The organism is Speluncibacter jeojiensis (assembly GCF_029589495.1).
In the GTDB taxonomy this organism is placed as follows: domain Bacteria; phylum Actinomycetota; class Actinomycetes; order Mycobacteriales; family Mycobacteriaceae; genus Speluncibacter; species Speluncibacter jeojiensis.
Window position 1 is genome coordinate 71,209 of the sequence record NZ_JAAIVF010000003.1, and the last position, 12,593, is coordinate 83,801.

Sequence of the window (12,593 nt, forward strand, 5' to 3'; positions counted from 1 at the left end):
CGGTTCCAGTCTAGTACCGCTGGACCGGTCGCGACCAGGGTCGACGACCGCTCACCCGACCGGCTGCGCCGCCGCGCTGCCTATCTGGTCGACCGTCTGCAGCGCGCTGGTGATCGGGATCGCGTAGCCCTGCACGCCGGCCGGGTCGGGCATCGCTGCGGTGTCCATGCCGACGATCCTGCCGTCCGCGTCGACCAGCGGCCCACCGGAGTCACCGGCCTGGATGTCGGCGCTGACCTGGATCAGCCCGTGCAGGTACTCGAATCCGCCGCTGGTCGTGTCCATGATCGGCAGCGACTGGTCGAGTGCGGCGACCACGCCCGGCGCCGGTCGCGGTGGACCACCGCGACCACCGGCATTTCCCAGGCCGACGACGTGATCGCCCACGCGGACGGACGTCGAATCGCCGAACGGCGGCGTCGGCAGCCCCGAGGCGCCGACCAACTGCACCACCGCGATGTCGCGTTTGCGGTCGACGCCCACCACCCGCGCCGGATAGGTCGCACCGTTGCCGAGGTCGGTGGCCGTCATGCTGACCGAGTCCTCGACGACGTGATAGTTCGTCAGCACCTCGCCACCCGAGCTGAGCACGATGCCGGTGCCCGCCAGTTTCCCGAACTGGCTACCGCCCAGCACCGAGTTGATGTCGACCATGCCGGCGGTCACCGCCTGCAGATCCGGTGGGGCGGCCCCGGCCGGTGCGGCACCCACCGCCGTGCACAGCGCCGAGATCAGTGCTACGAACAACGTCCCACTCGCCAACGACCGCCCCGCAGCCCGACAAACCGGCATGAGCACCCACCAGCTCTCCTCGACGCGAGCTTTCGTGGCGATCGCCGCGAAAGCGGCCCGAAACGACGGTAGCACCGGCTGACCTGCGCAGATGGCGATCCACACGGATCACGCCACGTCAAGAAGGAGTCGTACGGCATCAAGAAGGCATCAAGAAGGCGGCGCCGGCCGCCGCCGCGTCCCTACCTTCGTGGTGTCCGGGGTTGCCCAGGTTTCGCCGGACGGCCGATCGAACCGGCACCCGGGACAGGACCCCGGCCGGCCGCGGCAAGCTTCCCGACCCGACGACACGAGGGCTTTCCATGTCATCCACCGAATTCACAAGCCTGCTGACCGCCTTCACGACCATCCTGCAGTTCGCCAGTGGCTCAGCTTCCGGCTCCTCGGGAACCTCGCCCACCGCAACCTCTCCGGCCGCATAGCCGAACGCGACGCGACAACCGCCACTTCCTGCGGCCGCCCTCAGGTGGCCGCAGGAAGTGCTTTCAGCGCGTGTAGAAGCCGTCGAGCCGGCCGCGGCCCAGCACCGGACCGCGGACACCGGCCAGCACGGTCTTGGCGCGGGCGCTCTCGAGGTCCACACCGCCGTCGGCAGCCCGCAGTGGCTCGGCCAGCGCGAAGATCTGAAAGACGTAGCGGTGGGGGCCGTGCCCCCTGATCGGCATGGGACCCACATACCCGCGTCCCATGCCCGAACGCAGCACCCGCACACCGGCCGGGGCGGTGTCCGCACCCAGGGCGCCGCGCGCCAGCTGGACACGGTCGGCGTCGAGCAGGGCGACGCAGTGCACGAAGGGCAGCCGCGTGGGGGAGTCGACGTCCTGGATCACCAACAGCCACTGGGCTGTCCGACCCGGGGCCGCGGTCCACGACAGAGCGGGTGACAGGTTCTCGCCGCCCGCGCGACGACCCGCGTGCGCCCGGGAGAGGACGCCCTCGAGCTCGAAGTCGCTGCTGCGCAACCTCACCGAATCCGGGCCGGCGAACCCCGGCAGATTCCACGCCAACCGGCCCTCGCCGGCGCGCCGATTGCGCAGCATTTGCCCGAGTATCGCCATGGCCCAGTACCTCGTTCGGCGGTCGGTGATGATGCGTCCCGACGCCGCATTTTACGGTGTCGGCTTGGCGTCCAAGCGAGTTCGGCACCCGCTGTTTCCTGCGCGGTGATCGACTTCATCGCTTATAGTCCCTGAATGATCATGATCCGGTCGTTGATCGTCAAGCAATCGGGGATGCTGATGCGCAGCGGATATGGAAGACACGACTCCGGTCGGCAGCGTTTCGGGGTGCCGTATGCCGGACGGCACCGGGTCGCGGCACCGCGGCCGAGAATGCGGCGCCGCAGCACGGTCCTGGCCGCGCTGGCCGCCGCCGTCGTGCTCACCGGTGCCGGCGCCACCCACGCGGCCGCGGTCACCGGTCCCGACGTTTCTTCCTGGCAGCACCCCGGCGGGTCACTCATCAACTGGGGCGCCGTCAAGGCGGCCGGGCAGAGCTTCGCCATGGTCAAGGCCACCGAGGGCCTCGACTACGTCAACCCGTTCTTCGTCCCGGACGTGCTCGCCATGCGCGCGTCGGGCGTGGCCACCGGCACCTATCACTACGCCGACGTCACGCTTCCGGCCGCACCGCAGGCGGCGTTCTTCTCGGCGATGACCTTCGGCCAGCACGGGCCGATGGACCTGCCGCCGGTGATCGATTTCGAGGACGCCAAGGGCCAGTCGCCGGCGCAGTTGAAATCGTGGCTGCACCAGTACCTGGACGCGGTCCAGTCGCTGACCGGTAAGACGCCGATCATCTACACCTATCAGAGCTTCTGGCGCAATCAGATGGCCAATACCACCGACTTCGCCAACTATCCGCTGTGGATCGCCGACTACAACGGCCAGAACCAACCGGGCGCGCTGCCCGGCGGCTGGAAGAACTGGACGTTCTGGCAGTACACCGACTCCGGGCACCTGCCGGGCGTGCAGGGCAACGTCGACCTGAACAAGTACAACACCTCGCTCGGGTCGTTCGCCGACTACATCAACTCGCCGGGGGTGACCAGCCCGCAGTCCGACGCCACCACGACGACGACCTCGCCGGACCAGAGCACCCCCGACCAGAACGCTGCACCGCAGCCCCAGGCCGCACCCGCCGAGCAGCAGGCCCCCAGCCAGGGGCAGGACGACGACGGCCAGTCGACGCTGACGCCCGAGGACATCGCGAAGATCGAGTCCCTGGCGACCACGCTGCTCAACACGCTGTCCAACTACTCGTAAACGGGGTTTCGACGTAACCTCCGAGGGGCGGGGAGGTGAGCTGTGGTTCGCGGCCGTGCGGGATTGGTGGTCGCCGGCGCGGGTGCGCGCGGCGCCTATGAGGCTGGGGCACTGTCGGTGCTGTTGCCGTGGATGAGCCGCACCGGGCCCGCCCCTACCGTGCTCGTCGGCACCAGTGCGGGCGCCCTGAACGTGGTCGGGCTCGGCGGCATGGCGCACCTGCCGCCGTTCCAGGCTGCCGAACAACTCGTCGAAACCTGGTCGGCGGTGCAACTGCGGGACGTGTTCGGGTTGGCCAGCGGCCTCGAGACCGGACTGGGCTACCTGGGCCAGCTGGCGGGGCTTCCGGTGCGGTTGCCGAGCCTGCTCGACACCGAGCGGCTGCGGTCCCGGTTGACCGAGTGGCTGCCGCTGGAGTCGTTGCACGAGAACATCGACGCCGGCCGGGTCGACGCGGTCGCGGTGGCCACCACCTCGACGGTCACCGGCGGCACGGTCGTATTCGTGGAGAAGAACGATGCGGTCGCTCTGCCGCCCAATGACGTCGGCCGCAACATCACCTACGTCGAGACCCGGCTGACCGTCGAACACGTGATGGCCTCCGCGGCGGTGCCACTGCTGTTCCGGCCCGTGCGGGTCACCGAACCGGCGCGCTGGGCCGGCTGGTACGTCGACGGCGGACTGCGGCTGAACACCCCGCTCAAACCCGCGCTCTCACTCGGCTGCACCCGGCTCGGTGTGGTCGCGACCCAGCCGATGACCTCCACGACGTCCCCGCCGCCGCGTGCGCACCGCCGCACCCGGGGCGAGCCGCCCGGCGACGCGATCGAACCCGATGTGTATGCGGTGGCGGCGCTCTCGCTGCGGGTGCTGATGGCCGACCGCATGATCGAGGACCTGCACCGACTCGAGGAGTGGAATGCGGGGCTCGAACCGGGAGCAGCCTCCCGCGCCGTCGAGGTGATCTTCGCCGGGCCGGCCGCCGGGGAACGCGGCGACATCTCCGCGCTCGCCGACGCCGAGTTCCATCGGCGGTACGGCGGGCTCGGCGGGCTGCGCAGCCCGTCGATGTGGATCCTCGAACGTCTCATCGGCGGCGACCCCGACGACCACGGGAACCTGCTCAGCTACCTGTTCTTCGACTCGGGATTCACCGACGCCGTCGCGAAACTCGGAGGCCGGCACGCCCGCGAGCGGCTGGGCGAGGGTGACCGCGACGGGTGAGCTGCGCGCCGCAGCGCAGATCGCTATCGCACGGCCGAGACGATCGCGCCGAGCGCCTGTTCGAATTGCTCGTCGCTGATCCCGCCGAAGCCGAACACCACGCCATGCCGTTGCTGGGTGCGGGTGTAGTCGGAGAGCCTGGGCAGTTCGAGTCCGGCAGCCCGCGTTGCTCTTACGGCGGCGTTCGCCTGATCGGCGGAGAGTTCGATGGTCACGTACATCCCCGCCACCGGACCGGTGAGCAGTCCTGGTACGGCCTTCTGGATCGTCGCACCGCGTGCGGCATACACCTTGCGGGCCGAGCGGATCAGCCGGTCGACGTGACCGTCGCGCAGCATCGCGAGATAGGCCTGCTGGGTGGGCCAGGAAGGGAGGTCGTGGGTGCGTCGACGTAGTTCGTCGATGCGCTCGACGATCTCCTGCGGGGCCACGAGCCAGCCCAGGCGCAGCCCCGGGGACACCGACTTCGACGCGGTGCCCAGGTAGATGCCCCGGTCGGGATCGAGCGCGGTCAACGCGGGCGGTGGCGCGACGTCGTAGCGGAACTCGGAGTCGTAGTCGTCCTCGACGATGAAGAAGTCGTGGTGGCGGGCGTGTTCGAGGAGTGTGACGCGAGCGGCCGCCGGCATGGCGATTCCGGTGGGGTGCTGATGCGCGGGGGTGACGTAGACCGCCGCGACACCGGGCGGGATCGCCGTCACGTCAAGGCCGTTCGGCGAAACCGGGACGTCCACGACGGTGCGTCCCATGCTCTCGGCAACGCGCACGGCGGCGCGGTAGCCGGGGTCCTCCACGGCGACCGACCCGGGCACGATGACCGACAGCAGGTGCCGCAGTCCGTCGGTGGCTCCGGAGGTGAGCACAACGTGGTCGGGATCGCAGGACAGGCCGCGGGTACGGCGAAGCCGGTCGGCCAGTGCCCGGCGCAGCTCCGCCACCCCTCGGTGGTCGGGGTAGCCAGCCGGCGGGGTCAGTGTCGAGACCTGACGCCAGGCGCGGCGCCAACCGGTCTGATGCCGTGGGTCGATCCACGGTGTGCCGCTGTCGAGCCGGACCAGATCCGGCGCGTGGGAGGTCCGTTCGGTGCGGCGGCGAGACGTCCCGGTGCGCTGCGCCGTCGCGGCCACAAAGGTCCCCGATCCCCGACGCGCCTGCACCCAGCCCTCGGCGAGCAGCTGATCATAGGCCTGCTCGGCGACGCTGCGACTGACGCCCAGTTCGGTTGCGAGCGCGCGGGTGCTGGGCAGGCGGTCGCCGGTCCCCAACGTGGCATCCGTGATCAACCCGCGGATGCGGTCGGCGAGTTGCACGCCGAGAGGGATCGCCGCATGCCGGTCCAACGTCACGGTGAGGATGCTCATGTGGCCTGTTCAGGTCGTCGACAATTGGCCCGGGTCACCGGGCCACTCACGCGGGATCATGATGCCATGGAAACGCTCTCACCGACCGCTCGGACGACACTGGGCCGCGGCCGCCGCCGGGCGGTGGAGGACCGGGCCGAGCTGTACGCCCTCCTCGCCGATGCGTTCGTCTGCCATCTGGGCATCACGCTGCCGGACCACCCGCTGGTGCTCCCCACCGCATTCGGGTTCGATCCCTCGGGTCCGGACGACGGCGGATCCCTCTACGTCCACGGATCGGTGGCCGCGCGTTGGCTGGTCGCCTCGCCCGGCGCACAGCTGTGTGCCACGGTCACGATGCTGGACGGCCTGGTGGTGGGCCGGTCGGCGTTCCACCACTCGATGAACTACCGCTCGGCGGTGATCCTCGGCGCGGGCCGCCTGGTCGACGACCCGGCAGAGAAGGACCACGCCCTCGAGCTGGTCGTCGACCACATGATCCCCGGCCGCACGGCAACCCTGCGCCGGTCGACCCGAAAGGAACTGGCCGCGACCGCCGTCGTCGCCATACCGATGCGCGAGGCATCGGTGAAAGCCCGCGGCGGCGGACCGGGGGACGAGCCGGAGGATGTTGCCACGGGAACTTGGGGGGGACACATCCCGCTGCAGTTGGCCTCTTCCGCTCCGGTGCCGGACAACGACGCGACCGGTGAGGTGCCGGATGACGTCGCTGCCCGCGCCCGGTCGCTCGGGTAGCGAGCTCGCCCGCGGTTGTCGGGGTATCAGACCGCCGTCTGCGAGGCGGCGGCGCGGTCGCCGAGGTCGTCGAGCGTCATGCGGCGGCGCGGGGGCCGGTCGAGGATCATCGTCGAGGTCAGCTTGCGGTGGGAGTCGACGTGCAGCAGTTCGCCCGAGCGCACCTCACGCCAGTCCGGGTCCTCGTCCATCCGCTCGCTCGCGACGACGACCGCGCCGCGGCTCGACAGCGGCCCCGACCGGGCGCGGATCCGCCCGGCGGTGCTGGCCTGGTCCAGATGGCGGTCGCCGTGCGGCCCGCCGGGAACACGGGGAAGCACGAAGAGTCCGTGCGTGTCCGGGTAGCGCAGCGCCCACATCTCGGTTGCCGTGGTGACAATGAGGTTCAGCGAGAACACCGGGATCGTGTCGGCCACCCAGCTCGCGGCGGCCGCGATGCCGGCACCGACATCGCCGTCGTTCGCGTCGATCCGCTTGGTGATCAACGCGAACAGTCGTTCGGAGTCGGTGTCGCCGTGCACCATCGACCGGTATTCGCCGAGTTCGTCGTCGAGCGTGGGGAGGTCCGCGATGACACCGTTGTGCGCGAACAGCCGGCCGTGTTGTTCGAACGGGTGGGTGTTGCGCGGCTCGACCGCACCGGTGGAGGCGTAGCGGATGTGCGCGAGGAAGGTCATCGACTCGCGATCCTTCGCCTCCTCGGCGAACCGGCGGTCGGCATAGGCGGCCAACGGCTGCTTCTCCACCAGCGGTTCGCCCTCGGGCGTGAAGGTGCCCAGGCCCGTGCCGTCGGGCTCGCGCCGGCTCTGCTGCGCGAGACTGTCCGGTGCCTCGAGCAGCCAGAACGTCGCGTGGACACGTCTCGGGGCGGCCGACAGTGCGAAGAGCCGACACATGATGGGCACGCCCCTTCCGAGAAGGACCGACAGGACTACGACTGATCACCATTGTGTCCCACCAGCGCTACGCTGAGTGGGTGAACGGCCGCCGCAAGGTCGGAGTCGAGGAAGAGTTCCAGCTCATCGACGTCAAGACCCGCCGGTTGACCCCTCGCGCGCACGAGTTACTGGCCCGTCTTCCCGACGATCGGTTCGTGGCCGAGCTGCAGCGCTGCGTGGTCGAGGTCAACGGCGGCGTGTTCGACGACTTGTCTTCTTTGCGAGCCGATCTCGTCGCCAATCGCACGCTTCTGGTGGACACCGCCGCCGAGCTCGGGGTGGGGGTCGCGGCGGCGGGTGCGATGCCGCTGGCCTTGCCCACCGAGTTGGAGGTCACCGGGTCGCCCCGCTACCGCCACATGTTGGCCGAGTACCAGTTGCTGGCGCGCGAACAGTTGATCTGCGGCACCCAGATCCACGTCAACCTGCCGGACCCGGACGAGGCTGTGCTGGTCGCCGGCCGCGTCGTGCCGTATCTGCCGATCTTCCTGGCCCTGAGCGCGAGCTCGCCGTTCTGGTCCGACGGCACCGACACCGGCTATGCGAGCGTGCGGGCGCTGGTGTGGCCGCGCTGGCCGAGCACCGGCCCTGCCGCCCAGGTCAGCACCGCGGCCGAGTACACCGCGCTGATCGACGACCTGGTCTCGAGCGGGGTGATCAGCGATCCGGGCATGGTGTACTTCGACGTGCGACCGTCCGTGCACTGCCCGACGCTGGAGTTGCGGGTCTGCGACAGCTGCCCGCGGGTCGACTCGGTGACGTTGATCGCCACGCTGTTCCGGGCGCTCGTCGAGCACGAGGTCACCCGGCTGCGCGCCGGGGTGCCGCCGCCCCCGATCGCGCCGACGCTCGCCCGGGCGGCGCTGTGGCGGGCCGCGCGGTCGGGCCTCGAGCACGAACTCGTCGACGTCGAGCGCGCGGTGCCGCGTCCGGCCGGCGAGATGGTCGAGGCGCTGGTGAACCTGCTGCGGCCCGAACTCGAGGACACCGGTGACTGGGACCTGACGACCGAACTGTGCGAGCGGGCGCTGCAGGACGGCAGTTCGGCGGCCCGTCAGCGGCGCGCGCTGCTGCGCCGCGGCAGGCTCACCGACGTGGTGGACCTGCTGGTCTCCGAAACTGCCGGCCGCCCGCAGTCGGTGCCGGCGGACGAGCCCGCCCCGGAGCGGCCCGCACCGGCGCCCGGCGCAGCGGCGACCACGCATCGGCGCCACCGAGGCCTCACGTCCGTCGGCGAGTCGACCGCCACCACGGCCGGGGTCGGCGAGGCCCAGGTCGTGGCGTGGCGCCGCGACCTGCACGCGCACCCGGAACTGTCGTTCGAGGAGCGGCGCACCACGGCGGTGGTCGCCGAGCATCTGCGCGGACTGGGCCTGTCGCCGGTGCTCCAGCCGGGTGGCGCCGGGCTGTGGTGCGATCTCGGCGCGGACACCGACCGCGCGGTCGCGCTGCGGGCCGACCTCGATGCGCTGCCGCTGTCCGAGGCCACCGGGCTGCCCTATGCATCGACCGTGCCGGGCGTGTGCCACGCGTGCGGCCACGACGCGCACACCGCGATGCTGATGGGTGCGGCCGCGATGCTGGTGGGGGACCCGCCACCGCATCGGGTCCGGTTGGTGTTCCAGCCGGCCGAGGAGACCACCCCGGGCGGGTCGCTCGACACCATCGCGGCGGGCGCGCTCGACGGGGTGGCGAAGATCTTTGCGCTGCACTGTGATCCGCACCTGGAGGTCGGCAAGCTGGCCACCCGCGAGGGGCCGATCACCTCGTCGAACGCCGCGGTGACGGTGCGGCTGTGGTCGGCCGGCGGGCACACCGCCCGCCCGCACCTGACCGGCGACCTCATCCACGCGGCGGCGGTGCTGGTCACCGGGTTGGCGTCGGTGCTCGACCGCCGGCTCGACGCGCGCACCGCGACAATTCTGACCTGGGGCAAGGTCGCAGCCGGGCAGGTCGGCAACTCGGTGCCCGAGTCGGGGGAGTTGGTGGGGACGCTGCGCAGCGCGTCGCACGAGACGTGGGCGACGCTCGAACCGTTGGTGGCGCACACCATCGGGCAACTACTGGCGCCGTACGGCGTGCGCCACGAGCTGTCGTATCAGCAGGGGGTGCCGCCGGTCGTCAACGAGCCCGGGTGCACCGAGGACCTGCGCGAGGCGATCGGCGCGGTGGTCGGGTACGACAACCTGGTGGAGGCGTCGCAGTCCAGCGGCGGCGAGGACTTTGCGTGGTACCTCGAGCACGTGCCGGGGGCGATGGGCCGGCTCGGCGTGTGGAACGGGGTCGACCGCCGGGAGGACCTGCACCAGCCGTCGTTCACGCTCGACGAGCGCGCGCTGATGTACGGCGTGCGCACCTTCGTCGCCGTGGCGCACAGCGGACTCGACTGAGAACGGGGTCAGCCCTGCTCGATGTACGACTCGAGCTGGTCGCGTTCGATCTGCAGCTCGGTGATCCTGCTCTTGACTATGTCGCCGATGCTGACGATCCCGACCAGTTTCCCCGCGTCCAGCACCGGCAGATGCCGGATCCGCCGTTCGGTCATCGTCAACGCCAGGCTGTCGATGGTGTCCTCGGGAGCACAGATGAAGACGGTCTTCGACATGATGTCGCCGACCCGCGCGCACAACAGTTCCGGACCACGCTCGTGCAACTGACGCACCACGTCGCGCTCGGAGATGATGCCGATGACCGCGTCGTTGTCGACCACCACCACCGCGCCGACGTTGTGGCGCGCCAGGTCGCCCACCAGCTCACTGACCGAAATGTCCGGGTCGACCGTGGCGACCGCCGAACCCTTGTTCCGCAATACCTCCGAGATCTGCATGGAACAGCTCCGATCGATCGGCTCTTGCGTCCGGTTCGATCATAAGACGTCGGAGGTGCGCTGCTGTGTCGTCGAGGCGGGTCCATGACACACAGGACTCCTCGCAGATCGGCCCCGCCTCCCCGGATGATCTTCGTCCAGTGGCGGTGGTTCGGGCCCGTCCGGTTCACGTGACCCGCTGGGTGTTTTCGGCTCGCCGGAGATCTGTTGGACCGATGTCTGCTCCGGCTTCCAGGCTTCGGTCCACATCGAGGGAAGGGGTTGGGGTGCGGCGTGTTCGATATCGGCGTAACGGCGGTCCGGAGGTGTTGTTCCTCGAACAGGTGCCGGAGCCCACCGCTGGGGTCGGAGAGTTGGTGGTCCGCACTGAGGCGATCGGGGTGACGTTGCCGGTCGTGCGCAAGGTTCGCGAGGGATCCGGGCCGGCGCCGCTGGGTGGCGAGGTTGCCGGTGAGGTGGGTTCGGGTGAGGGCGTCGACGGTTTCGCAGTCGGTGACCGGGTCACCGGATTGTGCTTCGGCCATGACTACGGCGATCTGCTCGGCCCCTCCGTCGCCGCGCTCGATGCCGGCGGTCGGTTGGTCGCCTACAGTTCCGGCGGCGGCACCGTCAATGCCTACGATCTGCTGGTGGGCGCCAAGTCGGTGATCGGGTTCCAGATGGCGCGCATTGCGTTGCGCCGGCCCGAGCTCTACGAGGCGTGGCGCCAAGAACCCTGGGCGCTGTTCGGTGCAGGCAGGATACGACCGGTCGTACATGCCACGTTCGCGCTGGCCGATACATCGGCCGCCCACTCCGTCATCGAATCCCATGCCAACCGCGGCAAAGTGGTCCTCGTTCCCTGACCTGTCCGACTCTGACGAGACGGCGTGTCGTGTCACGGTGTGACGGCCGATTCGCGGGCCGTCAGCTTCCGACGAAAACCTGCGCGTCGCCGGTGTCCGTGAAGGGGCCGTGCTGCGGGCCGCAGGTGAAGCCCACCTCGCGCGTGCGGGATCCGGGCAGGACGACCACTGCGGCACCCAACGGACTGACGATCACCTGCCCGAACTCGTCCGTGGCGCCGACGTAGGGGCCTTCCGGCCAACTGCGGCACACGTATCCGGCGACCGCGTTGGTCACCGCCGCATACGTCATGCCCCCGACCGAGACCGCGACAACCTTCAACGTCCGTGCCGGCGCACGGAAATTCGGTCCGGCGTCGGCGATTCCGGCCGCCGGCACCATCAGGGCGAAAGCTGCGGCACCCACCGCGAGGACACGCGCTCCAGACTTGATCACAGTTGTGGACTCTCTCATGCCACCTCAGTTCGTGGGTGGCGAGATGATGCGCACCGACCGGGGCGGACCGGCGACGGTGAAGCCGCAGCGAAGTGCGGCCGCGGTCAACGGCACAGGACTCGGGTCGGTCGGCCAGTCAGCCTCTCCCGCCTCACCGAACAGGCCGACCGCGTTCGGGTTCGGCCCGGTGGTGAACCGGGTCTGGTACAGAATCCCTGCGAAGGTAGCGGCATCGAAGGCTGCGGCCCACTCCTGCGGCACAGCGTACGGCGTCATGGACGTCAGCTCTCGCGTCAGGCCGAAGTCCGCTGCCTTGGCTGTGCAGGTGTCGGCCAGCTGATGAGCATGCGGCACGGTCAGAGTCGACAGCCGCCGGGTGGCGGCGAAGTCCGTGCTGATCACCCCAGCTGTGGCCAGGGCTTCGCCGACCGTCTCCCGGATTGCGGTGTCCTCGTCGAATGCGAGGTAACAGGTTCCCCGTGGCGGTGTCAGGTCGAAGCGGCCGCCGCCGGAGGAGGAGGAGAACCACCACGGGCCGTTCGCCACCTGATGTCCGCGGATGAGCGACTGGTCTGGGGTGAGCGCGTGGCTCGGGAAATTCTGTAGCGGCCGGGCCGGTGGTCGCAGGGCGATGGAGTCCCGGCTCACGCGCTCCACCGCGCCACGTCGGCGCGGGCGAGTTCCAGGGCCGCCTCGACAGGCTCGCCGCTGATGACCCAGTCCGCGACGCTGCGGTCACCGAGTTCGGCCTGCGGGCTGCGCAGCCATACCGCACAGGTCCACGGGTCGGCGGCACCGCGGAGCGCCTTCCACAGGGTGATCAGGTGCGGATGGACCGTTGCGGCGGCTGTGAACTGCCAGGTGGGGTAGACCCACTGGCCGTCGTCTAGCCGGCAGGCGATCACGGAGCCGGCGGCGACGGACTTGTTGACCGATTGGCGGCTGATTCCCCACCACCGGGTCAGGCCGGAAGTGTCGTAGAACGGGCCCACCAGTTGGTCGTAGACATGTGTGGCGGGCAGTGCAGCGGCCATCGATGCGGCGATCGATTCGACGTCGTCGAAGACCTCGACGGGAACGCCGGCCGCGCGCGCGTCGGCGAACGTCTTGTGGACACGGCGGGTGAGCAGGTCCATGAGCTTGCGTTCCTGCTCGACCAGGGTGTTCATGC

The 12,593-nt window shown here is 70.0% G+C and carries 12 protein-coding genes and 1 pseudogene; 5 read left to right on the forward strand and 8 right to left on the reverse strand.

The features are described 5' to 3' along the window. Nucleotides 1–51 precede the first annotated feature (51 nt). Both G4X40_RS11145 and G4X40_RS11150 read right to left on the reverse strand, forming a co-directional pair. A complete protein-coding gene (locus G4X40_RS11145) occupies nucleotides 52–747 on the reverse strand; it encodes a S1C family serine protease (RefSeq protein WP_277832527.1) in 696 nt (231 codons plus the stop codon). Nucleotides 748–1,277: 530 nt separating this feature from the next. Further along, nucleotides 1,278–1,832 (reverse strand): YbhB/YbcL family Raf kinase inhibitor-like protein, encoded by a 555-nt coding sequence (locus G4X40_RS11150; RefSeq protein WP_277832528.1) that lies wholly within the window; start codon nucleotides 1,830–1,832, stop codon nucleotides 1,278–1,280. Nucleotides 1,833–2,123: 291 nt separating this feature from the next. On the opposite strand from G4X40_RS11150, the pseudogene G4X40_RS11155 reads away from it, so the two are divergent. Together G4X40_RS11155 and G4X40_RS11160 are read left to right on the forward strand one after the other, a co-directional pair. Further along, a pseudogene (locus tag G4X40_RS11155) lies at nucleotides 2,124–2,828 on the forward strand (glycoside hydrolase family 25 protein); the annotation flags it as partial. A 270-nt stretch (nucleotides 2,829–3,098) separates the two neighbouring features. Next, complete coding sequence (locus tag G4X40_RS11160; protein ID WP_277832530.1) at nucleotides 3,099–4,280, forward strand: patatin-like phospholipase family protein; 1,182 nt, start codon at nucleotides 3,099–3,101, stop codon at nucleotides 4,278–4,280. Nucleotides 4,281–4,303: 23 nt separating this feature from the next. On the opposite strand, the gene pdxR is transcribed toward G4X40_RS11160, so the two are convergent. Beyond that, nucleotides 4,304–5,641 carry a MocR-like pyridoxine biosynthesis transcription factor PdxR gene (gene pdxR, locus G4X40_RS11165; protein ID WP_277832532.1) on the reverse strand — a complete coding sequence of 446 codons (1,338 nt, stop codon included), beginning with the start codon at nucleotides 5,639–5,641 and terminating at the stop codon, nucleotides 4,304–4,306. 66 nt (nucleotides 5,642–5,707) lie between these two features. On the opposite strand from pdxR, the gene G4X40_RS11170 reads away from it, so the two are divergent. After that, nucleotides 5,708–6,376: a pyridoxamine 5'-phosphate oxidase family protein gene (locus G4X40_RS11170; RefSeq protein ID WP_277832533.1), complete on the forward strand. Its 669-nt coding sequence runs from the start codon at nucleotides 5,708–5,710 to the stop codon at nucleotides 6,374–6,376. A 26-nt stretch (nucleotides 6,377–6,402) separates the two neighbouring features. On the opposite strand, the gene G4X40_RS11175 is transcribed toward G4X40_RS11170, so the two are convergent. Further along, nucleotides 6,403–7,272, reverse strand: a complete 870-nt coding sequence (locus tag G4X40_RS11175; protein ID WP_277833057.1) for a class II glutamine amidotransferase — start codon at nucleotides 7,270–7,272, stop codon at nucleotides 6,403–6,405. Nucleotides 7,273–7,352: 80 nt separating this feature from the next. Between G4X40_RS11175 and G4X40_RS11180 the strand changes: the two genes are divergently transcribed. After that, nucleotides 7,353–9,704: a glutamate--cysteine ligase gene (locus tag G4X40_RS11180; protein WP_277832534.1), complete on the forward strand. Its 2,352-nt coding sequence runs from the start codon at nucleotides 7,353–7,355 to the stop codon at nucleotides 9,702–9,704. Nucleotides 9,705–9,712: 8 nt separating this feature from the next. Here G4X40_RS11180 and G4X40_RS11185 read toward each other — a convergent pair whose 3' ends face one another. Beyond that, the gene (locus G4X40_RS11185; protein ID WP_277832535.1) at nucleotides 9,713–10,141 is read right to left on the reverse strand and encodes a CBS domain-containing protein; all 429 of its coding nucleotides are present in this window, start codon (nucleotides 10,139–10,141) and stop codon (nucleotides 9,713–9,715) included. 215 nt (nucleotides 10,142–10,356) lie between these two features. Here G4X40_RS11185 and G4X40_RS11190 point away from each other — a divergent pair, with 215 nt between their 5' ends. Beyond that, nucleotides 10,357–10,986 (forward strand): zinc-binding dehydrogenase, encoded by a 630-nt coding sequence (locus G4X40_RS11190; RefSeq protein WP_408642196.1) that lies wholly within the window; start codon nucleotides 10,357–10,359, stop codon nucleotides 10,984–10,986. Between the two features lie 61 nt (nucleotides 10,987–11,047). On the opposite strand, the gene G4X40_RS11195 is transcribed toward G4X40_RS11190, so the two are convergent. Genes G4X40_RS11195 through G4X40_RS11205 form a run of 3 tightly spaced genes read right to left on the reverse strand, consistent with a single transcriptional unit; the run spans nucleotide 11,048 to nucleotide 12,591 of the window. Then, nucleotides 11,048–11,422 (reverse strand): hypothetical protein, encoded by a 375-nt coding sequence (locus G4X40_RS11195; RefSeq protein WP_277832537.1) that lies wholly within the window; start codon nucleotides 11,420–11,422, stop codon nucleotides 11,048–11,050. A 24-nt stretch (nucleotides 11,423–11,446) separates the two neighbouring features. After that, nucleotides 11,447–12,070, reverse strand: coding sequence for an RES family NAD+ phosphorylase (locus G4X40_RS11200; protein WP_277832538.1), 624 nt, complete (start codon nucleotides 12,068–12,070; stop codon nucleotides 11,447–11,449). Beyond that, nucleotides 12,067–12,591, reverse strand: coding sequence for a hypothetical protein (locus tag G4X40_RS11205; RefSeq protein WP_277832539.1), 525 nt, complete (start codon nucleotides 12,589–12,591; stop codon nucleotides 12,067–12,069). Before G4X40_RS11205 ends, G4X40_RS11200 begins: the two co-directional genes overlap by 4 nt. Between the last annotated feature and the right edge of the window lie 2 nt (nucleotides 12,592–12,593).